20 protein-coding genes, 1 tRNA gene and 2 pseudogenes are annotated in these 21,241 nt (G+C 59.0%); 8 read left to right on the top strand and 15 right to left on the bottom strand.

The features are described 5' to 3' along the window. The first annotated feature begins 45 nt into the window (after positions 1 to 45). The 3 genes from ACWNRM_RS13085 to ACWNRM_RS13095 are packed head-to-tail and all read left to right on the top strand — an operon-like array spanning position 46 to position 2,797. Positions 46 to 1,167 carry an S-(hydroxymethyl)glutathione dehydrogenase/class III alcohol dehydrogenase gene (locus tag ACWNRM_RS13085; protein ID WP_485171227.1) on the top strand — a complete coding sequence of 374 codons (1,122 nt, stop codon included), beginning with the start codon at positions 46 to 48 and terminating at the stop codon, positions 1,165 to 1,167. Continuing rightward, a complete protein-coding gene (gene fghA / locus ACWNRM_RS13090; RefSeq protein ID WP_485171226.1) occupies positions 1,164 to 2,021 on the top strand; it encodes an S-formylglutathione hydrolase in 858 nt (285 codons plus the stop codon). The genes ACWNRM_RS13085 and fghA overlap by 4 nt, the downstream gene beginning before the upstream one ends. Beyond that, on the top strand, positions 2,018 to 2,797 hold the full coding sequence (locus ACWNRM_RS13095) for a ribonuclease T2 family protein (protein ID WP_485171225.1): 780 nt from the start codon (positions 2,018 to 2,020) through the stop codon (positions 2,795 to 2,797). Before fghA ends, ACWNRM_RS13095 begins: the two co-directional genes overlap by 4 nt. 43 nt (positions 2,798 to 2,840) lie before the next feature. On the opposite strand, the gene ACWNRM_RS13100 is transcribed toward ACWNRM_RS13095, so the two are convergent. Together ACWNRM_RS13100 and trpS are read right to left on the bottom strand one after the other, a co-directional pair. Beyond that, positions 2,841 to 3,257 (bottom strand): secondary thiamine-phosphate synthase enzyme YjbQ, encoded by a 417-nt coding sequence (locus ACWNRM_RS13100; protein ID WP_485171224.1) that lies wholly within the window; start codon positions 3,255 to 3,257, stop codon positions 2,841 to 2,843. Positions 3,258 to 3,318: 61 nt separating this feature from the next. Beyond that, the gene (gene trpS, locus ACWNRM_RS13105; protein ID WP_485171223.1) at positions 3,319 to 4,314 is read right to left on the bottom strand and encodes a tryptophan--tRNA ligase; all 996 of its coding nucleotides are present in this window, start codon (positions 4,312 to 4,314) and stop codon (positions 3,319 to 3,321) included. 124 nt (positions 4,315 to 4,438) lie between these two features. On the opposite strand from trpS, the gene ACWNRM_RS13110 reads away from it, so the two are divergent. After that, a complete protein-coding gene (locus ACWNRM_RS13110; protein ID WP_485171222.1) occupies positions 4,439 to 4,969 on the top strand; it encodes a thymidine kinase in 531 nt (176 codons plus the stop codon). A gap of 84 nt (positions 4,970 to 5,053) precedes the next feature. Here the strand turns inward: ACWNRM_RS13110 and ACWNRM_RS13115 are convergent, their stop codons facing one another. The 9 genes from ACWNRM_RS13115 to ACWNRM_RS13155 all read right to left on the bottom strand — a co-directional run bounded on the left by ACWNRM_RS13115 (position 5,054) and on the right by ACWNRM_RS13155 (position 12,968). Continuing rightward, positions 5,054 to 5,509, bottom strand: a complete 456-nt coding sequence (locus tag ACWNRM_RS13115) for a c-type cytochrome (RefSeq protein ID WP_485171221.1) — start codon at positions 5,507 to 5,509, stop codon at positions 5,054 to 5,056. A gap of 13 nt (positions 5,510 to 5,522) precedes the next feature. After that, the gene (locus ACWNRM_RS13120) at positions 5,523 to 6,008 is read right to left on the bottom strand and encodes an FKBP-type peptidyl-prolyl cis-trans isomerase (protein ID WP_485171220.1); all 486 of its coding nucleotides are present in this window, start codon (positions 6,006 to 6,008) and stop codon (positions 5,523 to 5,525) included. 23 nt (positions 6,009 to 6,031) lie between these two features. Continuing rightward, on the bottom strand, positions 6,032 to 7,261 hold the full coding sequence (locus tag ACWNRM_RS13125; protein WP_485171219.1) for an argininosuccinate synthase: 1,230 nt from the start codon (positions 7,259 to 7,261) through the stop codon (positions 6,032 to 6,034). A 96-nt stretch (positions 7,262 to 7,357) separates the two neighbouring features. Continuing rightward, entirely contained in the window at positions 7,358 to 8,551 is a 1,194-nt protein-coding gene (rlmN, locus tag ACWNRM_RS13130) for a dual-specificity RNA methyltransferase RlmN (protein WP_023978698.1), read from the bottom strand. 112 nt (positions 8,552 to 8,663) lie between these two features. Beyond that, on the bottom strand, positions 8,664 to 9,401 hold the full coding sequence (locus ACWNRM_RS13135) for a TlyA family RNA methyltransferase (protein WP_485171218.1): 738 nt from the start codon (positions 9,399 to 9,401) through the stop codon (positions 8,664 to 8,666). Beyond that, positions 9,401 to 11,395, bottom strand: coding sequence for a 1-deoxy-D-xylulose-5-phosphate synthase (gene dxs / locus ACWNRM_RS13140; RefSeq protein WP_485171217.1), 1,995 nt, complete (start codon positions 11,393 to 11,395; stop codon positions 9,401 to 9,403). The genes ACWNRM_RS13135 and dxs overlap by 1 nt, the downstream gene beginning before the upstream one ends. 4 nt (positions 11,396 to 11,399) lie before the next feature. Next, the gene (locus tag ACWNRM_RS13145) at positions 11,400 to 12,320 is read right to left on the bottom strand and encodes a polyprenyl synthetase family protein (RefSeq protein ID WP_485171216.1); all 921 of its coding nucleotides are present in this window, start codon (positions 12,318 to 12,320) and stop codon (positions 11,400 to 11,402) included. Continuing rightward, positions 12,317 to 12,577 (bottom strand): exodeoxyribonuclease VII small subunit, encoded by a 261-nt coding sequence (locus tag ACWNRM_RS13150; RefSeq protein WP_023978694.1) that lies wholly within the window; start codon positions 12,575 to 12,577, stop codon positions 12,317 to 12,319. The genes ACWNRM_RS13145 and ACWNRM_RS13150 overlap by 4 nt, the downstream gene beginning before the upstream one ends. A gap of 121 nt (positions 12,578 to 12,698) precedes the next feature. Next, the gene (locus ACWNRM_RS13155) at positions 12,699 to 12,968 is read right to left on the bottom strand and encodes a sulfurtransferase TusA family protein (RefSeq protein ID WP_485171215.1); all 270 of its coding nucleotides are present in this window, start codon (positions 12,966 to 12,968) and stop codon (positions 12,699 to 12,701) included. 145 nt (positions 12,969 to 13,113) lie between these two features. Here ACWNRM_RS13155 and ACWNRM_RS13160 point away from each other — a divergent pair, with 145 nt between their 5' ends. Further along, on the top strand, positions 13,114 to 14,049 hold the full coding sequence (locus ACWNRM_RS13160; RefSeq protein ID WP_485171214.1) for an ROK family protein: 936 nt from the start codon (positions 13,114 to 13,116) through the stop codon (positions 14,047 to 14,049). Between the two features lie 10 nt (positions 14,050 to 14,059). Here ACWNRM_RS13160 and ACWNRM_RS13165 read toward each other — a convergent pair whose 3' ends face one another. Beyond that, positions 14,060 to 14,857: an RlmE family RNA methyltransferase gene (locus tag ACWNRM_RS13165; RefSeq protein WP_485171213.1), complete on the bottom strand. Its 798-nt coding sequence runs from the start codon at positions 14,855 to 14,857 to the stop codon at positions 14,060 to 14,062. Next, complete coding sequence (locus ACWNRM_RS13170; protein WP_485171212.1) at positions 14,854 to 15,993, bottom strand: Ppx/GppA phosphatase family protein; 1,140 nt, start codon at positions 15,991 to 15,993, stop codon at positions 14,854 to 14,856. Before ACWNRM_RS13170 ends, ACWNRM_RS13165 begins: the two co-directional genes overlap by 4 nt. A 202-nt stretch (positions 15,994 to 16,195) precedes the next feature. Here ACWNRM_RS13170 and ACWNRM_RS13175 point away from each other — a divergent pair. Both ACWNRM_RS13175 and ACWNRM_RS13180 read left to right on the top strand, forming a co-directional pair. Beyond that, positions 16,196 to 16,269 (top strand) — tRNA-Gln (locus ACWNRM_RS13175). 660 nt (positions 16,270 to 16,929) lie between these two features. Then, the gene (locus ACWNRM_RS13180; protein WP_485171211.1) at positions 16,930 to 17,139 is read left to right on the top strand and encodes a hypothetical protein; all 210 of its coding nucleotides are present in this window, start codon (positions 16,930 to 16,932) and stop codon (positions 17,137 to 17,139) included. A gap of 249 nt (positions 17,140 to 17,388) precedes the next feature. On the opposite strand, the pseudogene ACWNRM_RS13185 reads toward ACWNRM_RS13180, so the two are convergent. Together ACWNRM_RS13185 and ACWNRM_RS13190 are read right to left on the bottom strand one after the other, a co-directional pair. Further along, a pseudogene (locus ACWNRM_RS13185) lies at positions 17,389 to 17,820 on the bottom strand (IS5 family transposase); the annotation flags it as partial. Then, positions 17,819 to 18,184, bottom strand: a pseudogene (locus ACWNRM_RS13190) (IS5 family transposase); the annotation flags it as partial. The pseudogenes ACWNRM_RS13190 and ACWNRM_RS13185, both read right to left, overlap by 2 nt. Positions 18,185 to 18,473: 289 nt before the next feature. On the opposite strand from ACWNRM_RS13190, the gene ACWNRM_RS13195 reads away from it, so the two are divergent. Beyond that, complete coding sequence (locus ACWNRM_RS13195; RefSeq protein WP_485171210.1) at positions 18,474 to 20,894, top strand: TonB-dependent receptor; 2,421 nt, start codon at positions 18,474 to 18,476, stop codon at positions 20,892 to 20,894. Positions 20,895 to 21,241: the final 347 nt, after the last annotated feature.

Below are 21,241 nucleotides of genomic sequence, written 5' to 3' on the forward strand. Positions count from 1 at the left end.
TTCTGTGACGTATCGTGAACACCCTGTGATCGGAGATTTGATAAGATGGATGTGATTGCCGCACTTGCACTAGAGGCCGGTCGTAAGCTGGAAATCGACACGGTACAGCTTGAGGGACCGCGCGCGGGCGAGGTTCTGGTCGAGATCAAGGCAACAGGCCTGTGCCATACGGACAAGTTCACCTTGTCCGGTGATGACCCGGAAGGTTTGTTTCCTGCCATCCTCGGTCACGAGGGGGCGGGCATTGTGCGCGAGGTCGGTGCTGGCGTGACTTCGCTCAAGCCGGGCGATCATGTCATTCCGCTTTACACGCCCGAGTGCCGGAACTGCCCGTCCTGCCTGTCGCGCAAGACCAATCTTTGCACATCGATACGCGCCACACAGGGCAAGGGGCTGATGCCTGACGGCACGACGCGCTTTTCCTACAAGGGGAAGCCGGTCCACCACTATATGGGCTGTTCGACTTTCGCCAATTTTACCGTGCTGCCCGAGATCGCTCTGGCCAAGGTGCGTAGTGACGCACCGCTGGACAAGATCTGCTACATCGGCTGCGGCGTGACCACAGGGATCGGCGCTGTGTTGTTCACGGCCAAGGTCGAGGCAGATTCTACCGTTGTCGTGTTCGGTCTTGGCGGTATCGGCCTCAATGTCGTGCAGGGCGCACGTATGGTTGGTGCCCGCCAGATCATTGGTGTCGATCTCAACCCCGAGCGCGCCACCATCGCGCGTGAATTCGGCATGACGCATTTCGTCAACCCTGCCGATCTCGGCCCCGATGGCGATCTGGTGGGACATCTTATCGAGCTGACCGGTGGTGGGGCGGATTACACCTTCGAGTGTATCGGCAATGTAAAGCTGATGCGTCAGGCGCTCGAATGTGCCCATCGCGGCTGGGGTGTTTCCTGCGTGATCGGCGTGGCCGGGTCCGGTCAGGAAATCAGCACGCGCCCGTTTCAGCTGGTGACAGGACGGCGCTGGATCGGCTCGGCTTTCGGCGGGGCCAGGGGGCGCACCGATGTGCCCAGAATCGTCGACATGTATATGGAAGGGCGCATCAATATTGATTCGTTGATCACCCAGCATCTCAAGCTTTCCGAGATCAATTATGGCTTCGAGCTGATGAGCCAGGGCAAGTCGATCCGCTCCGTCGTTGAGTTCGACGCTTGAAGCCGGAGAGAATCACCGATCAGCTTTGTCACGGCGGTAGCGTTTCCTGCTGGCGTCATCGATCCGAAGCCCTGGGTCTGGATGCGCAATTCAGCGTGTTCCAGCCCGCGCAGGCGCTGCGAGGTGAGGTCGTTCCGGTGCTGTTCCTGCTTGCAGGGCTTACCTGCACGCATGAGACGTTCCTGCAGAAATCGACGATCATTGCCCATGCCGCAGAGCACGGGCTGATGCTCGTCGCCCCCGATACCTCGCCGCGCGGCGCTGGCATTGCGGGCGAGGAGGAAAGTTATGATCTCGGCACCGGGGCAGGCTTTTATCTGGACGCGCTGATTGCGCCCTGGGACCGGCATTACCGCATGGGCAGCTATATCGACTCAGAGCTTCCTGCGCTGCTGAAGCGGATGTTCACGCTCAATGGCGCGTCTTTCGGGATCATGGGTCACTCGATGGGCGGACATGGTGCCCTGGTGCATGGGCTGCGCAACCCTGCTCAATGGCGCTCGATCAGCGCGCTCGCCCCGATTGTGCATCCCTCGGTCGTTCCCTGGGGTGAGAAAGCGTTCACGGCTTATCTTGGCAGTGATCGTGACATCTGGGCGCAATGGGATGCGGTTTCGCTGCTTGAGTCGGGCCACAGCCATCCTGCCAGCATCCTGATCGATCAGGGCGTGGCGGATTCTTTTCTCGCACAGGAACTGCGGCTCGATCTGATCGAAAATGCAGCGGCGGCGGCAGGGCAGCCGCTCATGTTGCGCTATCATGAGGGATACGATCACTCATACTGGTTTATCCAGACCGTTATTAGTGACCATGTGGCCCATCATGCGCGTCTGCTCGGAGCTTCCTCCCGATGATCAAGTCCTTTTCCGATAGCCTTAGCGCGTTATGGCGACCTCTCTCATGCCTCGCACTGGGTGTGATGGCGCTCAGTGGATGCAGCACCGGGCCCGCACCCTGGCCGACGGCACTGACCCCGACACGTCATGCTGACTTCGATCACAACACGCTGGCTTTGACGTGGCAGCCCGGTTTTTGCACTGTCGGGAAAGGATGCAGCGCTGATCAACCACGCCAGTCCCTGATCGGGCTTCACGGTTTGTGGGCGTCAGAACCCCATTCGCTGGAGGCGCAGAATATTCCGGTCGAGCATTGGTGGCGTGACGGATGCAGCCTGCTCGAGCCCGATGCTCAGGCTCCCGTGCTCGATAACGCCATGAGCGCGACGCTCGGCCAGATCATGCCGCACACCCAGCCCTCGCTGATTACACATGAGTGGGTCAAGCACGGGGCGTGTTTTGGCTATTCTGCGGGTCCGTTCTTCGCCAAGGCGAGTGCCTTGCGCGAACGTTTCGCGCAGTCACCGATGGGTACCTATCTTGCCGAACGCGCCGGGTTGCGCGTGCGTCATGACGAGCTCATGGCGTTCTTCAGAACAGCGAGCCAGACCACTCTGCCGCGCGCCCTGCAGTTGCGATGCGAGACCGATCACGAAGGACGTATTGTTCTGACGCAGCTCTGGTTTACGCTGGCACCCGGCAAGATGCATCTCTTCCCTGCTGCAGGAAGCTATCTGGCATCGCCGCAAAATCAGGATAACTGCCCGGCGGAATTCTGGGTCAAACGCTGGTAGACGCTTTGTTTAATCGGCATGTCTGGTGCATGCCGGTCAGGTTTCAGTCACCGAGGAGATGCATCACGATCTCGCGTCCATGTGACGCGCGGCGATGCTCGAAAAGATAGATGCCCTGCCACGTCCCCAGTACCGGCCGCCCACCCATGACCGGGATCGTGAGCTGAACATTGGTCAGCACGGATCGGATATGAGCGGGCATATCGTCAGCCCCTTCGTAGTCGTGACGATAGGCCCGGCTTTCGGGCACCAGATCCTCAAAATAGCTGTTGATGTCCTGTTGCACTGTCGGATCAGCGTTTTCCTGCACGATCAGCGATGCCGAGGTATGACGGCACCACAGGGTGAGGAGCCCGTCGGTGATCCCGCTTTCCGATACCCAGTCGAGTATCGGGGCAGTGATCATGGTGAGGCCCTTGCCGCGGGTGCGTACCGATAGACGGTGGAATGCCTGCTTCATGAGATGGACCTCCTCCGGAGCGCAGTGGTTTGCACCGGCTTCGTGTGTGTTGCTGGCAGTTCTAGCGCAGATAGCCCACGAGGCGTTCCGCCTCAGTCACGATCGGCTCGGCAATTGCGTTGGCTCGGGCAGCGCCCTCACGCAGGATCTGTTCGAGATGCGCGCGATCTTCGAGCAAACGACGGGTTTCGTTGGCAACAGGTGCGAGCTTTTCCACCAGCAATTCAGCCAAAGCTGATTTGAAAGGACCAAAGCCCTGGCCGCCAAAGCGCGCCAGAACGTCGTCATTGCGCAAATCGGACATGGCGGCAAAAATGGTCACGAGATTGCGCGCCTCGGGGCGCTCGGCGAGGCCGGCATTTTCCGAGGGCAAGGGTTCCGTGTCCGATTTCGCCTTGCGAATCTTCAGCGCGATCTCATCAGCCGTATCCGTCAGTTCGATCCGTGATTGCGCGGAGGGATCCGATTTGGACATCTTCTTCGTGCCGTCGCGCAGGCTCATGACGCGTGCGGCGGAAGGCGGGATGAGCGGTTCGATCGTGGGAAAGAAATCGACGCCATAATCATGATTGAACTTGGCAGCGATGTCGTTTGCGATTTCGAGATGCTGCTTCTGGTCTTCGCCAACGGGTACGCGTGTGGCGTGAAAGGCATGGATGTCCGCCGCCATGAGGGCAGGGTAAACGAACAGGCCGGCAGAATGCTGCTCACGGTCCTTGCCCGCTTTTTCCTTAAACTGCGTCATGCGGTTCAGCCAGCCAAGGCGAACCACGCAGTTGAAGATCCAGCCGAGACGCGCATGCGCGCTGACGGCAGACTGATTGTAGAGCACGTGTTTCTGCGGATCGATGCCCGAGGCAATCAGGCAGGCGGCCTGCGCCAGACTGTCATGACGGAGTTGTGCGGGTTCGCGGAACACGGTCAGGGCGTGCATATCGACAAGGCAGAAAACGCAGTCATGATCGTCCTGCAACCGGACCCAGTTGCGGATTGCGCCAAGGTAATTGCCAAGCTGGGGGACGCCGGTCGGCTGAATGCCGGAAAATACACGTTGCATGGGCAGTGTTGTCGAATCTGCTGCCATAGCGGTCAAGTGGAAAGATTGCCCAGCCCATGCAAATGCCTGTAATGCCTCGCCAATGCGCGTTTGACCCTGCGCATCAAGCTGCGGGAGAAGATTTTTGGTACGGGGAATTCTGACAGTCTATGCAGGCCCGATGTTTGCGGGGAAATCTGCCCATCTGTTGCAGGAGCACCCGGACGTCCGATCCACACTGTGCCTCGCCCCTGCCTTCGATACGCGTTCAGGTGCCGCTATCCATAGTCGTGTGGGATTGAGCCGCCCTGCACGATCGGTAAGGGCATGGCCTGACGATGCCGCAGAATACGACCATATCCTGCTTGATGAGGGGCATTTCATGATCGCCCCGCATTATGCGGGTGACGTTGTGGACGATATCAACCAGACGCTGGACCAGGGTGTTCATGTCAGTGTGTCAGGCCTCGACACTGATTTCATGCGTCAAGAGTTCGATGTCATGGCCCGGCTGCGTGCCATGGCCGATCGGTATGTCCTGTTGCAGGCGCGTTGCCACGTTTGCGGAGCGCCTGCGTACTGGACGGCCAAGAAGCGCCAGACCGCGTATGTACTCGAGACGGGCGATGACGATCTTTACGAAGCCTGTTGCGAAAGCCACTGGGCGCCACCCTGAACGTTTGTCGCCCACACGACGCGACAGTGAGGGCAGGGCAGGAGGCTCGTTAAGACAGAGAGCTCCGGTTCGCCCGCTCCTGGATCAGGGAATCTGCCCCTTGGCCGAGAGGGCCTGCCGCATGGTATGCACGCGGTTGGAGCCGATTTCTTCTTTTCTGGCCGCTGCGATGACATCAGGCGTGATCTGAGGTGCGGGATGTGTTGCACCGCGCGAGATCAACCAGTTGAGGATGAGCGAAAGCTGGTTGTCGCTCAGCCTGCGGAAGCTTGGCATGGAGAAATTATAGTGGCCGCCATTGGCCTCGATGGGGCCATCGAGGCCGTTCAGCATGACACGCGCCAGATAGTCGCGCCCCTCTGGCGTCTTGGCAATCAGGTCAAGACGCCCGACCAAGGGAGGTACTTCGCCGGGCAGACCGTTGCCGCCATGGTGACAGATGCCGCAATTGGGACCGTAGATCTTCTGCCCCGCACTTTTCTTGCCGCAAGCTGTCAAAGCGAGAGCGGCAAGAAGTGCAAGGGCAAGGGGGGCGCGCAAGACCAGACCCTTCCTATTCCTGACCACCCAGGCCCAGAAGCTGGATCTTGAACACAAGCGGGCTATTTGGCGGGATAATACCCATGGAACGCTTGCCGTAACCCAACTCGGGCGGGACATACAGCATCCAGGTATCGCCCACATGCATCATTGGGAGGGCTTCCATCCAGCCCTTCACGAGGCCGTCGAGAGGCATCTGCATATAGGCGCCGTTACCATGCTGCTCCGAGCTGTCGAAGATTCCACCATCCGGCAGGCGGCCTTCATAGATCAGCATCATCTGGCGGCCCTTGGACGGCTGCTCACCGTCCTTGGGGCCCGATTTCAGCACCTTGTAGGCCAGACCGTCGGGCAGGGTCTTGACCCCCGGCTCCGCGCGGACCTTGGCCATGAACTGCTCTGGCGTCAGCTCCGGCTCTTCTTTCGGGCCGCCGCAGGCTGCGAGAGCGAGGAAGGACGCCCCGGCAACGAGGGTCTTGATGGAGCGGGATATACGCATGGTGTACCTCTGGACGCTGGCGATCAGGGCTGGCCGCCGGTGCGGCCAATCTGGCCACCCAGACGCAGGCGCAGCGCATTGAGCTTGATGAAGCCCTGAGCGTCGATCTGGTTATAGGCCCCCTCATCGTCCTCGAAGGTGACAACGCGGGTGTCGTACAGGCTGTTCGGGCTTTCACGACCGACGCAGATCACGTTGCCCTTGTAGAGCTTTAGCCGCACACGACCCGTGACCGATTTCTGGCTGGTGTCGATCAGTGCCTGCAGCATGTGGCGCTCGGGCGAGAACCAGAAGCCATTATAGATGATCTCGGCATAGCGCGGCATCAGGCTGTCCTTGAGGTGCATGGCCTCGCGGTCGAGTGTGATGGATTCGATGCTGCGATGCGCCGTGAGCAGGATCGTACCGCCCGGCGTTTCGTAGATGCCGCGCGACTTCATGCCGACGAAGCGGTTCTCGACAAGGTCAAGACGGCCAATGCCGTTGTCATGGCCGAGCTTGTTGAGGCGCGTCAGCAGTTCGGCGGGGGAAAGCGTGACGCCATTGAGCGCGACCGGATCACCTCCGAAGAAATCGATAGCAATTTCAGTTGCGACATCGGGCGCGTTTTCGGGCGAGATGGTGCGCTGGAAAACGATCTCATCGGGGGCGACTGCGGGATCTTCGAGGATCTTGCCCTCGGAAGACGAGTGGAGAAGGTTGGCATCGACCGAGAAAGGTGCCTCGCCGCGCTTGTCCTTGGTAACCGGAATCTGGTTTTCCTCGGCAAAAGCCAGCAGCTTGGTGCGCGAGGTCAGGTTCCACTCACGCCACGGCGCGATGACCTTGATGTCGGGCTGCAGCGCGTAATAGCCAAGCTCGAAACGAACCTGATCATTGCCCTTGCCGGTCGCGCCATGGGCCACGGCATCGGCACCGACCATCTTGGCGATCTCGATCTGGCGCTGCGCAATAAGCGGACGCGCGATTGACGTACCCAGCAGGTACTGCCCCTCATACAGCGCATTGGCGCGGAACATCGGGAACACGAAATCCTTGACGAAGGTTTCGCGCAGGTCCTCGACGAAGATGTCCTTGACGCCGAACATCTCGGCCTTGCGGCGCGCCGGCTCCAGCTCTTCACCCTGACCGAGATCGGCGGTGAAGGTGACCACTTCGCAACCATATTCCTTCTGCAGCCAGCGCAGAATGACGGAAGTATCCAGCCCGCCCGAGTAGGCGAGAACAACTTTTTTGACGTCCCGGGCAGTCATGAGGCCAGGCTTCCCTCTGATAGAATGACAAATACAGAGTCATTCTTATCACTCGCCTCGCGCACTGGCCAGCCTGACTGGCTGGCCAGTGTCGGGTTATTCTGCGTCGGCGGTTGTGCTGCGGCGCAGTCTTTCGCTTTCAGTCTTGAGCTGGCCACAAGCGGCCAGGATATCGCGCCCGCGTGGCATCCGAATTGGCGCAGCAAACCCGGCATCCATCACGATGGCGGCGAATTTTTGAAGCTGTTCACGCGTCGAGGGTTTGAACTCCGAACCGGGCCAGGGATTGAAGGGGATCAGATTCACCTTGGCGGGCAGGCCCTTGATCAGCCGCACCAGTTCACGGGCATCGGCCTCACTGTCATTGATGCCGCGCAGCATGATGTATTCGAAGGTGATGCGTCGGGAGTTCGAGGCTGCCGGGTAGCGTCGGCACGCCGCCATCAGTTCCTCAATCGGGTATTTGCGGTTGAGCGGTACGATCTTGTCACGCAGATCGTTCGTTACGGCATGCAGGGAGATCGCGAGGTTGACGGCAAGTTCCTCACCGCAGCGATCCATCATCGGAACCACGCCCGACGTCGAGAGTGTGATGCGGCGGCGTGACAAGGCGATGCCCTCGCCGTCCATTACAATACGCATCGCCTTGGCCACGTTGTCGTAATTATAGAGTGGTTCGCCCATGCCCATCAGAACAATGGTCGAGAGCAGGCGCGGTGTCTCGCCCTTGGGGCTGGGCCATTCACCGTAGGAATCGCGGGCCGCCATGAACTGCGACACGATCTCCGCCGCACCCAGATTGCGCACCAGCTTCTGTGTGCCGGTATGGCAGAATGTGCAGGAAAGAGTGCAGCCCACCTGAGACGAAATGCAGACTGCGCCGCGGTCCTCGCGACGGTCCGGTATATAGACGGTCTCGGCTTCCTGCCCATCGCGGAAACGGAACAGGAATTTGCGCGTGTCGTCGCTGGAGGTCTGCTCCAGGCTCGTCGCAGGGCGGCCAACGACATAACGCTCTGCAAGTTTCGCCTGGAGCGGCTTTGCGATGCTGCTCATACGGGCGAAATCGGTGGCACCCTGATGATAGATCCAATGCCAGAGCTGCTTGGCCCGGAACGGTTTTTCACCGAATTCCGCCATCTCGGCAATCAGCTCTTCGCGGGACAGGCCCACGAGGTCACGCCGCCCGTCGGGCAGGACAGCCGGGGGCGGTGCGAAAAGCGCGGATTTGGCAAGGATGCGCGCGCGCTCCTGCTCATTCAGGTCGAGTGTGGTCGAGATGTCGGACATGGGGGTGCTCTATCACGAATAGGCACCGGGAACGCAAGCAAAACCGCTGCAAAGCACGGGGCGCTTCTGGGCTGACCCTCTCGCTACGTCCAGATGAAGTACCCCCGACTCCTCAAACGCGCCGGGCGGCGATCAGGAATTCGCGGTTCCCCTCGGGGCCAGTGATGGGGCTTGGTTCAATGCCAAGAACCTCCCAACCTTCGAGTTCTTCCCACCAGGCACGGATTTCAGCGCAAACACGCTCATGCACCGCGGCGTCACGCACGACGCCCTTCGCGCCAATCTCGGAGCGTCCGGCTTCGAATTGCGGTTTGATCAGGGCCACCGCCCATCCACCTGGCTGACAGAGAGCGAGGGCAGGGGGCAGTACGATGCGTAGCCCGATGAAGCTCGCATCACAAACAACAATGGAAATCGGGTCGGGAATGATCGTCTCATCCAGCGTCCGGGCATTGGTCTTTTCCATGACCACAACGCGCGGGTCAGACCGCAGCTTCCATGCAATCTGACCATGGCCGACATCGACGGCATAGACTTTTGTGGCGCCCTTGGTCAGCAGCACATCGGTAAAACCCCCTGTGGAAGCACCGACATCCACCGCCGTTGCCCCTGCAGGATCGAGCCCGAAATGGCTGAGCGCATGGTCCAGCTTGAGACCGCCGCGCGAGACCCAGGGGTGATCCTGCCCCTTGAGGTCAAGCGCGGTATCCTCGGCGAGCATATCGCCCGCCTTGGCAATGCGGCGGTCCTTGGTGAACACAAGTCCCGCCATGATCAACGCCTGCGCGCGGGCGCGGCTCTCGACGAGGCCGCGCTCGACCAGCAGGACGTCTGCCCGCTTCTTGGCCATCAGGCCGTCTGCTGGGCGTTCTGTGCACCGAGCGCGGCAAGCGCCGTATCGACGATTTGCGGCGCATTCAGCCCGGCTTCGTCATACTGCACGTCCGGCAGGTTATGATCGATATAGGTGTCAGGCAGCGCCATGGGGCGGAACCTGACTTGATCGAGAAGAGCCGTCTCGGCCAGATGACGGACCACGAGGCTGCTGAAGCCGCCTGCGGCGCCTTCCTCGATTGTGATCAGGACATCGTGCTCACGGGCCAGACGTTCGACCATTGCCGTGTCGATCGGCTTGGCAAAGCGGGCATCGGCAACGGTCACGGCAATGCCCTGCGCAGCAAGGTGATCGGCTGCCTTGAGCGATTCGGTCAGGCGCGTGCCCAACGAGAGAATGGCGACGCCGGATTTGTTGCCCGGCTGACGAACGGCCTCACGGACGATGCGGCCACGACCGATCTCAAGAACCTCGCCCTTCTCCGGCAGGTCGAGACCCGTGCCACCACCACGGGGGTAACGGAACGCGATCGGACCCGCATCGTACACGCAGGCCGTGGCGGTCATATGGGTAAGCTCGACCTCGTCACTCGGGGCCATCACCACCATGTTCGGCAGGCAGCACAGATAGTTCAGATCGAACGAGCCAGCATGGGTCGCACCATCGGCACCGACAAGACCGGCACGGTCGATGGCAAAACGAACCGGCAGGTTCTGCAGATCCACATCATGCACCACCTGGTCGTAGGCGCGCTGCAGGAAGGTGGAATAGATGGCGCAGAAAGGACGCAGCCCTTCCGAAGCCATGCCGGCAGCAAAAGTTACGGCATGCTGCTCGGCAATGCCGACATCGAAGAAGCGCTCGGGATGCTTCTGGGCAAACTTGTCCAGACCCGTACCCGAGGGCATTGCCGCAGTGATGGCCGTGATGCGCTCATCCGTCTCGGCACGACGCAGCAATTCGCGTGCCATGACCGAGGTGTAGCTCGGCGGACCGGCGGGAGCCTTTTTCTGCTCACCCGTGATCACATTGAACTTGCTGACAGCGTGATATTTATCACCCGCAGATTCAGCCGGCTTGTAGCCGCGTCCCTTCTCGGTGATGACATGCAGCAGGACCGGGCCCTCATCGCTGTCGCGAAGATTGCGCAGGATCGGCACCAGCTGGTTGAGGTCATGACCGTCAACCGGACCGACATAATAGAAGCCGAGCTCCTCGAACAGCGTGCCGCCCGTGATCAGGCCGCGCGTCAGTTCGTCAGCACGCTTGGCGGTACGCTCCAGCCCGGCAGGCAGGCGCTTGGCCAGCTTGCCAGCCAGATCGCGGAGGCTCAGGAACTGACGCGAGGTCATCAGACGGGAGAGATAGTTGGACATCGAGCCGACCGGCGGCGCGATGGACATCTCGTTGTCGTTGAGAATGACGATCAGGCGCTTGGCGCCAGGACCGGCCACGGCGGCATTGTTCATGGCTTCATAGGCCATGCCAGCTGAAATCGACCCGTCGCCAATAACCGCAATGACATTGCGTTCTTCATAGGACGGATCATCATTGGCACGCAGATGATGCGCCACGGCCATGCCGAGACCGGCGGAGATGGACGTGGAGGAATGGGCAGCACCGAACGGGTCGTACTCGCTTTCCGAGCGACGTGTGAAGCCCGAGAGACCCTCTGGCTGACGTAGCGTGCGGATACGGTCACGGCGCCCGGTCAGGATCTTGTGCGGGTAGGCCTGATGGCCGACATCCCAGATGATCCGGTCATCAGGCGTGTTGAACACGGCATGCATGGCCACGGTCAGCTCGACCACGCCAAGGGAAGCGCCAAGATGGCCGCCCGTGGTGGACACCGCATCAACCGTCTCGGAGCGCAGCTCCTCAGCCAGCTGCTTCAGCTGATCGGTCGAGAAGTTTCTCAGATCGGCGGGAACGACGACCCGGTCGAGATTGGGAAAACGACCCATGGTCGGGATGGGCGAGGCTTGGTTCGGTTTGCTGGTATCGCTCATTCTCTTAATTCCTGCGCTCGACGATGTAGTGTGCCAGGGCTCTGAGCGCGGCTGCTTCGGTCCCGAAAGAGGTCAGGGCCTGTGTGGCCTGCTCGACAAGGCGCGCGGCTTCTGCACGTGCGCCGTCAATGCCGAGAAGGGAGACATAGGTGGATTTGCCGGAAGCTTCATCCTTGCCGGCCGTCTTGCCGAGTTCCTCAGCGCTGGCCGTGGTGTCGAGCACGTCATCGGCCACCTGAAAGGCGGTGCCGATATCACGACCATAGGCGATGATGGCGTCGCGCTGGACGCGTGTCGCACCGCCAAGAATGGCACCGGCCTCGGCGGCGTAGCGGATCAGCGCGCCGGTTTTCATGGCGTGAAGGCGTCGCACCTGATCGAGCGGCAGCGATTTGCCCTCGCCGCGGATATCGACCACCTGACCACCGACCATGCCCGCCGCACCTGAAGCCTGTGCAAGGGCAGTCACCAGGGCGATACGCACGGAAGGATCGGAATGGGTGGCTTCATCCGCCAGAATCTCGAAGGCAGAGGTCTGAAGGGCGTCGCCAGCCAGGATGGCAATGGCCTCGTCAAACTTCCTGTGCGTTGAGGGCTGCCCACGGCGCAGATCATCATCATCCATGGCAGGCAGGTCATCATGAACCAGACTGTAGGCGTGAAGCATTTCGACTGAGGCTGCCACACGAAGGGCGCCCTCGGGCTCTGCACCGAAAATGCCGGCAATCTCTGTTACGAGATAGCCGCGCAGTCGCTTGCCACCGCCAAGGGCTGCGTAGCGCATGGCCTCAATCAGAACCGATTCGTCGCCTTCGACCATGGGGAAAAGGCGATCGATCGTGCTTTCGATTGCGCGCGCTGCCGTGCCAAGTGAGGCCGCAAGGGTCTCGGGCGATGCAGTTGAGGGTGATGAGGTGGTCGTCATGGGGCTTTTCCGCCAGAATTCTCGTCGAACTCGGCAAGCGGCGTTGTGCCAGTCGTACCATCACGCTGTGTGATGGCCCGAACGCGCATTTCGGCTTCCGAGAGTTTTGTTTCACAATGGCGGCGCAGGGCAGCACCTCGCTCATAGGCGCTTATCGCGTCCTCGAGTTTCATCTGGCCACTTTCGAGGCCGCGTACGATCCTGTCGAGTTCTGACAGGGCATCCTCGAAAGAGAGCTGTGATAGCTGTGCGTCCATGCCGTAACTGCCGTCCCGCTCCGCTGTTTCGGAAAAATGCCGTCAGCATATGACGGCCATTGGGATGGAGGGATAACCCGTCGCACTCCATTCTCCAAGCCCAAGGGTGGAGAGACTATGATTATTCCGTGACAGGCAAGGACACAGCTGTGTCCGATTTGCGACGAATCACGAAGGATAGTGTCTCGCCATCTTCGGAAAATGCCACAAGCGCGTGGCCTGTCTCGCGGCAGAATGCCTGGAAATCAGCAACGCTGGCCCGATCCGTCGCCAGAACGCGCAGTTTCGCACCCGGCAAAAGGGTCTTGAGGCTGCGATGCGCACGGAGCACCGGCAGGGGGCAGGCCATCCCACGAACATCGAGCAGGGTTTCTGAAGGCGAAGCTGTCATTTTCAGGACTATGCGCGCAGCGCCATGTGTGTTTCAAGGTCGGGCGCTGTTTGACCGCTCTGTTTGACCAATACATCTTTACTCGGACCGTATTCGTCCGCAACATGCGCCGCAGTTTTCAGAAGCAACATCAGTAAGGCAAGAGATGGCTGATTATCGCCTCGGCATCGATTTCGGTGGCACAAAAATCGAAATCGCAGTTCTCGATCGCGCTGGCGATCTGCAACTGCGCGAACGCGTACCGAACCCGGGAATCTATGAAGACGCCGTGATCGCTGTGCGCGATCTCGTCGCGAGCGTCGATCAGCGCCTGGGCAGTGTGGCCTCGCACCTTGCCGCACCGGGTCAGCTCACCTCGACACTCGGCATCGGTATTCCGGGTTCCATCTCGCCGGAAACCGGCCTTATCAAGAACGCAAACGCGACGTGGCTGAACAACCAGCCTTTCGGCATCGATCTTGATCGCGCTCTGAACCGCTCAGTGCGCGTCGAGAATGATGCGAACTGCTTTGCCCTCTCAGAGGCAGCAGACGGTGCAGGCGCAGGAAACCGCACGGTGTTCGGCATCATCATAGGCACGGGTATGGGTGCTGGTATCGTTGTTGACGGCAAGGTCATCGGTGGACGACACAGCATTGCGGGTGAGTGGGGTCATACGCCGCTTCCGTGGGTGCGTCTTGAAGAGTTCCCTCTGCCGAAATGCTTTTGCGGCAATGAGGGTTGCCTTGAGCGCTATCTTTGCGGACCGGAACTGGCAAAGGACTGGAAGGGCGTAGGGCACCACAACACCGCAGGGATTGAGGAAGCCGCTGCAAACGGTGATATCGCTGCCATTGGGGCGCTTGATCGCTACATGGACCGCTTCTCGCGCGCCTGCGCTCTCGCGATCAACTTTCTTGATCCTGACATCATTGTGCTCGGCGGTGGCGTGTCCAACCTCGACAGCATCTATGAGCGCGTACCGCCCATGCTGGCGCGTCATGTGATCACGCCGACCTGCACCACCCCGATCGTGCGGAACAAGCACGGCGACAGCTCAGGCGTGCGCGGTGCCGCCTGGCTGTGGGACGTGACCGAGTAAGGGGCACCTCTCAGTCCTGCTTGAGGCGATCGGGGCGGAACCCGGTCGCCACAACGTAAAGCTCGCTCGACTCCTTGCGTGATGCAGGGGGTTTGAGGTGACGCACACTGGAAAAGGCGAGCTTCATGGGCTCGAGCATCTGCCGCTCGGAACCGCCCTGAAATACCTTGGCGACGAATCCGCCGCCAACCGCCAGAACCTGCATCGCAAAATCAAGCGCGCCTTCCGCCAGTCCCATGATGCGCAGGTGATCTGTCGGCGCATGGCCTGTCGTGTTGGGTGCCATGTCCGACAAGACCAGATCGGCAGGGCCGCCTAGCAATTCGATCAGACGGGCAGGCATCTCGGGATCTGTAAAGTCGCCTTCTATTATCGTGGCATCACTGACAGGATCGACCGGCAGCAGATCCACGCCCACGACAGCGCTGGCACCGCGCTTGACCGCAACCTGCGTCCAGCCACCCGGGGCAGCGCCGAGGTCGATGATTCTCATCCCGGGCTTGATCAGCTTGAGCCGGTCGTCGATTTCAATCAGCTTGAAGGCTGCGCGCGAGCGCCAACCCTGCTTGCGGGCTGCGGCCACATAAGGGTCGTTGAGCTGGCGGTTCAGCCAACGCTGCTGCGCTGTGGAGCGCCCACGCGCCGTGCGCAGCATGATGGTCTTGTTGCGCGCCGTCTGGACAGAGCTGCCATCCAATGCGCTGTCAGATTCACCGGGCGCGGCTGAACTTTTGAGGGCCTTGCCCGGAATACGGCGCTCCTGCGCCTTGCCGCCCTGACGGCCGCGCTTGTCATTATCTTTGCTCATGCGCGTCCCATAAAGGAAGACGGTACATGATGGCCACGATAATTCGCGTGCCTGTCCTGCGGGACCGTGTGCTGACGTACGCCATGAGCGTGAACGCGCGAGCGACGCGACTGCGACGCCATGCGGGCCACCATCCCGTCGCGCAGCCCTCGATCGGCGACAATGATTTCGCGTGATGGCCAGACACGATGGATGGCGTCGAAAATCGCACAGCCAGGCAGCATGAAGTGCTGACGGTCCGGGGTGAGGCCGGGAGGTGACGCCTTTTGGCCTGAGGCAGCCTGACGCACAAGGCCGATCGCGTCATAAGCGGCTTCCGCTGTGAGCGTGAAGCCGTCAACAGCATGGCGGCTGTAGCGCGCCAGGTTCTGCGCGACGCTGGCCAAAGTCGTTACCGTGCCGCTGGTTCCCAGCATCTGCACAGCGCTGCGGCGCATTTCCCGTCCGATCTGGTGTACACGTTCAAACGCCGAAAGGGGGTCCTGCACGAGGCGGACCATTTCCTCGTACACTCCGGCTAGATTTGCGGTGTCATCTTCACCGCGCTTGTGTCCGAACTGCTCGGAGAGCGTAACAACCCCGAAGGGCAGACTTACCAGCCCGACAACTTCGTGCTCATGAGTCTCGGGCTGTAATCTTAGCCAGGCAATTTCGGTCGAGCCGCCGCCAATATCAAAAAGAATGGCTCGCCGCCCACCGTCCGGATCACGATGCAAAAGTGTGCGGCATCCTTCTACAGCGAGCTCCACCTCTTCTCGCGGTGATATGATCTCTAAAGAAAGACCGGTTTCAGAATGGACGCGTGAGAGGAAGCTTTCGCGATTAAGGGCGCGGCGGCACGCTTCTGTAGCGACGGCGCGGACCTGAAGCGAAGGGAGGCCATCCATGCGTGCGGCGTAGCTATCAAGCGTGCGGATGGCGCGGTCCATTGCGCGAGAGCTGAGTTCGCCGGTCTCCACCAGACCCTCGCCAAGACAGACCATGCGGTTCTGGCGGTCCAGCACCTGCACGCCGTGCCCACTCCGCCTGGCGATCATGAGGCGACAGTTATTGGTGCCGAGATCGAGCGCGGCAAAATGCCTCGGGGTGTGTCCCCCGATCGAGGGGGAGGTAGCATCGCTTTGGCGGTAGCCCATGATCGTCCCCTTTTTGTGATGGTGCAACGCACCAGAAATCTTCTGCAAAAAACAATGTGATGGCGCGGGCAGAGCACAGCAAGGATTTTGTGACGGGGCAAAGACGGATTTATGGAAAAAAATGTCAAAAGGGGGGTTGTCGCGCTGTGGGGTGGATGCTATCTGACCGCCACCGCAAGGCACTGAGCTACGGCTCAACTGCTGGGGGATAGTTTAGCGGTAGAACTACCGGCTCTGACCCGGTCAGCCCTGGTTCGAATCCAGGTCCCCCAGCCATTTTCCTTAAAATTCAACTCTCCAAATTGTGGATTGCACAGGTATATGCCTGCGTATCTAACAAGCCATAGACGCGTTCAACTGGTTCCACCTCGTTCATGGGTCGTGTCCTGCCTTTGCGATCCGCCGTAAAGCAGCCCATGCCCGTAGGGTATCTTTTCTCGCGAGTTACGCAGTTCGGGAAACCCTAGACGCGGGTCGGTTCGCGTATGCTGAGACCTGTTCTGGATGGGGAAGGCGTAGATCGGGCGAATTGGCATGACCCGTTCGCCTGCATTTGATCGGGGGAGCAAGACGTCTACGTCCGTAAAGCTCTGTTTTTGGTGTGAGAAACGTCTCGAAGCTTGTGTCGCCTGCCGATGCGATCCTGGAATGGCCCCCACTGAAAGTGTTAGTGGGCGAACGATGCGGTTGCATGGGCCTTTTCCCGTCTGGCAAAGATCCCGCACCACGTTCGACGGGGTGCTTTCAAATGTCTTGCAAGCCTGAATTTTGGCGCTGCGACACGGCGCTAGGCCGCCCTCGGGCTTACTTTGCCCGTTCCTCGGATGCTGTGCTGAGTAATCGGTTGAGTATCACGGATGATTCTGCCCTTCTCAATGGTGCAAATGGTGTCCTGACCGGGTGGGGTGGCGATAGCTCAGGCTTGGTGCTGCAGCGATGACCTACATCGCGCAGCATGTGGGAGAGGTCCTGATCAGCCATTGCGGCACCTATGGATTTGGTTTCGCGGGGCTAAGCTATGAGCAGCTTCACATACCTCTGGTTGCCGCGTCTATCTTCCCGTCAGGGGGGGGGGGGATCATTGTTCGTCTCGGGCTTCGCGTTGGAATAGAGTATGTCGGTCGGTGTACCTATGGCGCGTTCTAAAGCGTTAAATTGCGCGAACATGGAGAGGGGGCTTTGTCGCAGGATCAATCGCCATTGCTTCCCAAGGGGCGGCGCACAAAGCGACCTGGGATGAGTCCGTGAAAGGGGGGTAACGATATCGCGCGATCGGGGCGGCTCCGGCGTTATTTGTGTAACGTTATGCCTAGATGAGCTTAATTTCCGAGGTCATGATCGCATTGGAAAATTCATATAGCGATAAAATTCGAAGGATAACCAAACACAGACTCTCTAGGCTTCGTGGACAAATGGGATCCACTGGAGTGTCGACACAAGACTGACGAAGCCAAGATATGATTCCCTGGTTTTGTCATATCGGGTGGCGATGCGTCGCCAGTTCTTGAGTTTATTGAACAGGCGCTCGACGAGATTGCGCCAGCGGTATTTGGTTCTGTCGTGAGGGATAGGAGTGCGGCGGTTACTTTTGGCCGGGATCGCGGCTTCGATTTCGGCCTTGGCAAGCTCCTCGCGAATGACGTCGGCATCGTAACCCTTGTCTGCCAGCAATGCCTCGATCTTGTCAGCGATCATGTGGAACGGCGGGCCGAAACCCTGAATATCGTGGGCCTGTCCCGGCGTCAGGACAAAACCGAGAGGGCGTCTCCTCGCGTCGCATCGGGCGTGCAGTTTGGTGGTGAAACCACACCACCATGCGATCGGCCAAGCTCCTCGGTTTCCTGAGACCCTTTTTTATACCGACAGCACAGTGATGTGCTCGGACCACTGTGCTGTCGATCATATCAGCGGTGGCATCTCGCTCCACCATTTCAGCCAGCGTTTCGAGCATCGCGTCGAACACGCCCGTCATTGCCCATCGCCGGTAACGTCGGAACACGCTGTTCCATTTGCCGTAGTCATCAGGCAGGTGCCGCCATTGCGATCCCGTTCGGGCAATCCACATCATGCCTTCGAAATACAGCCGGTTACCTCGTGCCGGGCGGCAGCCACGACCCGTCTCAGGCGGAAGCAGCGGCCCAATGATCGTCCATTCCTCGTCCGAAAGCCCAATTCGCTCGCCCAACGACATCTCCAAAAGGCAGCGTGAATCAATCGCGGACGTTACTGTCAACCTTTGTCCACGGAACCTAATATAGAATTTCAATCTCTCTTTGTGTGGAACTACTTCGCTCGACGTAATTGCGTTGTTCCGGATGCTTTGTATTGTATCGCAATGATACTCTATGTAACTATTATAAAGCAATTTTAATATTACGTATCGTCATCAAATTTTCATCCCTCTCCCGCAATGCGCTGTGATAGGAACATTAACGTAACAAACGATGTTCGTTAATAACCCAGTAGGTATCTCGGGAAGAATGATGCGCTTTAACGCCCGCTATTTTTTATGTGCGACGTCCGTTTTCGCTCTCACTGTCTCTACAGCACAGGCAGAGCAAAGCGAAACCGGTCGTAAGACGGCCTCGTCCAAAACTGCGCAGAGCACGGACTCAGGGCCGTCCATGATGGGTTCGACTTCTCCTGCGGATGCGGCACGCAGTGAAACCGTCCAGGTGCGGGCAAGCCGTCACACCTCTGCGGGTGGTGGCCTCATGGTGCATGAGGATGCGGCAAAGTCGCGTTCGACCGTCACGCAGGAATTTATCGCCAAACAGACGCCCGGTCTCAACCCGATGCAGCTCATCGCCTCGCTGCCCGGCGTCAATACCACCTCGGTCGATCCTCTTGGTCTGAACGGCGGCAACCTGACGCTGCGTGGACTGAATGCCAGCCAGATTGGCTTCACGCTCGAAGGTTTCCCAATCAACGACATTGGTAACTACGCAGTTTATCCTCAGGAGATCGTCGATTCAGAGAATCTGCGCACTATTAATGTAGAGCAGGGTTCGGCAGATCTCGACAGTCCCCATATCAGTGCCTCGGGCGGTGCCGTGAATATGTACCTGCTGGATCCGACCGAAAAATTCAGCGGCCATCTTGACGGGACTTATGGCAGCTATAACGCTCGGCGCATCTTCGGCCGCGTGGATACTGGTCGTATCGGCAATACGCATCTCAAGGGTTATATCTCATTTTCGGCTGCTCATGAGGATTCATGGCGTGGTCCTGGTGCACAGAAGAAGCTGCACGGCGAGACCAAATGGGTGAATGAATGGGGGCAGGGCAATCGTATCGCGCTGGCTATCGTCGGCAATCAAAGCGACAGCACACTCTTTCCGTCCATGAGTCTCGCGAACTGGCAGAAATACGGCACGTCCTACACGTATGACTCCAAGTGGAATCCAAAAAGCCCGAGTGCTAATTACTATAAGCTGCATCAGAATCCGTTCACGAACATCTATGCCAGTGCGCCGTCCACTTTCACGCTGACGGACAATCTGACGCTGACGGAAACACCGTATTTCTGGTATGGCAACGGCAATGGCGGTGGCGCCTACAATGAGAGTCTCACGAGCCAGCAATACGGCTCGCAATCTCTGAGCGGCTCCATCGGTCAATATAATCCATCGAATACGAAGAGTCTGCTTCTCTACAATCCGTCGAATACCCAGACTTATCGCCCGGGTGCCGTAACAAAGTTGGCTCTGCATACCGGGGCCAACCGTCTGATGATTGGTTACTGGTTTGAGTATTCGAAACAGATCCAGACGGCACCTTACAGCCTCGTCGATCCTGCGACCGGTGCGCCGCTCGATGAATATGGCGGCGGCCCGAACCTTGTGCTCTCCAACGGTACAACCGCCCAATATCGCGACACGCTGACGCAGACGCGTATTCATACGCTCTTCATCGATGACTCGCTCTCATTGCTCAACAATCGCCTCACCATCGAGGGCGGCCTGAAATATGCGATGATCACCCGCCAGGGGCAGAACTATCTGCCGGACACGTCGACAGGTCCCTATATCAACGGAAGCTGGAATGAGCCGCTGCCAGCCGCGTCCATTCGCTACAAGCTGAATGACCAGTTCCAGCTTTTTGCTTCCGGGACGACCAACTTCCGCATCCCGATGAACACATCGCTCTATGACGCTGGTACCTACACCAAGGGCGTGGGCTACAGCACGAAGGCGAACCCGAACCAGAAGCCGGAAATCTCGATTTCGGAAGAAGCTGGTGTCCGTTATCAGGGAAGCCTGTTTAACAGTACACTGACCTATTTCCACTACAATTTCACCAACCGTCTCTACACCCAGACGGTAGTGCTGCCCAACGGGTCCTATTACTCACAGAGCATTAATGGCGGTGGATCGCACGCCGATGGCGTTGATTTCGAAATCGGTACGCGTCCGATCCTTTATCATCTGCGTCCCTATGTTTCGGCCGAGTACATCAACGCCCGGACGGACAGTAATGTCGCAGCTGGCAGCAGCGGTGACTACGTGTTCAGCAAGGGCAAGTTTGCGCCCCAGACGCCGAAGCAACAGGTGGCGTTCAACCTCGACTACGACGATGGCCATCTGTTCAGCGGTTTCAACCTCAAATACGTCGGCAAGCAGTATGCGACGTTCAACAATGACACGTCGATCCCGAGCTATGTGACGATGAATGTCCATGCCGGATATCGCTTCCACAATTTTGGCTTCATGAAGAACCCGGTCCTGCAGCTCAACCTGCAGAACATCACGAACAACCACTATCTTGGCTTCGTGAATGGCACTGCTGCAAACGGCAAGGCAACGACCGGGGTGTATGGACACAAATTGTCTGCCGGAAGCACGACGTACTACGTCGCGTCGCCTTTCTTCGTGGGTGGTACGGCCAGCGTCGATTTCTGAATAAAGCGATCTCGTTTCGCGAGAGGGGAGGGGGCTCAGGCCTCCTTTTCTTTTGTGAGGCGCGCTGCGGGAAGTTCAACCACGCAGAAAGTTTTTTCCTCGCACGCTGTCATTTTTTTGAAATTATATGTTGACGGGTGTGGGTGTGGGGTCTAAAAGCCCGTTCACCGCAGCGAAACACGCCGCGGTGACTGCCTGAAAGACTGAGTAAGATCAGTGAGTTAGGTGGGGTTCTTTGAAAATTGAATAGGTTATGGAAGGGATATGTTGGCGGCGCTTTGGTGTTGTCTGAACCAGTGGTTCTGATGATGAGAGTGCTGACTGATTTATTCTTTTTCGAAAGAACT

It is taken from the genome of Asaia sp. A2 (assembly GCF_057319415.1).

Bases quoted from the DNA above. Each gene is read 5' to 3' on its own strand.
- ACWNRM_RS13135 (WP_485171218.1), bottom strand. From the start codon at position 9,401: ATGGCCAAGAAGCGGGCAGACGTCCTGCTGGTCGAGCGCGGCCTCGTC.
- dxs (WP_485171217.1), bottom strand. From the start codon at position 11,395: ATGAGCGATACCAGCAAACCGAACCAAGCCTCGCCCATCCCGACCATG.
- ACWNRM_RS13195 (WP_485171210.1), top strand. From the start codon at position 18,474: ATGATGCGCTTTAACGCCCGCTATTTTTTATGTGCGACGTCCGTTTTC.
- ACWNRM_RS13170 (WP_485171212.1), bottom strand. From the start codon at position 15,993: ATGGGCTACCGCCAAAGCGATGCTACCTCCCCCTCGATCGGGGGACAC.
- rlmN (WP_023978698.1), bottom strand. From the start codon at position 8,551: ATGTCCGACATCTCGACCACACTCGACCTGAATGAGCAGGAGCGCGCG.
- ACWNRM_RS13085 (WP_485171227.1), top strand. From the start codon at position 46: ATGGATGTGATTGCCGCACTTGCACTAGAGGCCGGTCGTAAGCTGGAA.
- ACWNRM_RS13145 (WP_485171216.1), bottom strand. From the start codon at position 12,320: ATGACGACCACCTCATCACCCTCAACTGCATCGCCCGAGACCCTTGCG.
- ACWNRM_RS13100 (WP_485171224.1), bottom strand. From the start codon at position 3,257: ATGAAGCAGGCATTCCACCGTCTATCGGTACGCACCCGCGGCAAGGGC.
- ACWNRM_RS13160 (WP_485171214.1), top strand. From the start codon at position 13,114: ATGGCTGATTATCGCCTCGGCATCGATTTCGGTGGCACAAAAATCGAA.
- ACWNRM_RS13150 (WP_023978694.1), bottom strand. From the start codon at position 12,577: ATGGACGCACAGCTATCACAGCTCTCTTTCGAGGATGCCCTGTCAGAA.
- ACWNRM_RS13120 (WP_485171220.1), bottom strand. From the start codon at position 6,008: ATGCGTATATCCCGCTCCATCAAGACCCTCGTTGCCGGGGCGTCCTTC.
- trpS (WP_485171223.1), bottom strand. From the start codon at position 4,314: ATGCAACGTGTATTTTCCGGCATTCAGCCGACCGGCGTCCCCCAGCTT.
- ACWNRM_RS13125 (WP_485171219.1), bottom strand. From the start codon at position 7,261: ATGACTGCCCGGGACGTCAAAAAAGTTGTTCTCGCCTACTCGGGCGGG.
- ACWNRM_RS13180 (WP_485171211.1), top strand. From the start codon at position 16,930: ATGACCTACATCGCGCAGCATGTGGGAGAGGTCCTGATCAGCCATTGC.
- ACWNRM_RS13095 (WP_485171225.1), top strand. From the start codon at position 2,018: ATGATCAAGTCCTTTTCCGATAGCCTTAGCGCGTTATGGCGACCTCTC.
- ACWNRM_RS13165 (WP_485171213.1), bottom strand. From the start codon at position 14,857: ATGAGCAAAGATAATGACAAGCGCGGCCGTCAGGGCGGCAAGGCGCAG.
- ACWNRM_RS13155 (WP_485171215.1), bottom strand. From the start codon at position 12,968: ATGACAGCTTCGCCTTCAGAAACCCTGCTCGATGTTCGTGGGATGGCC.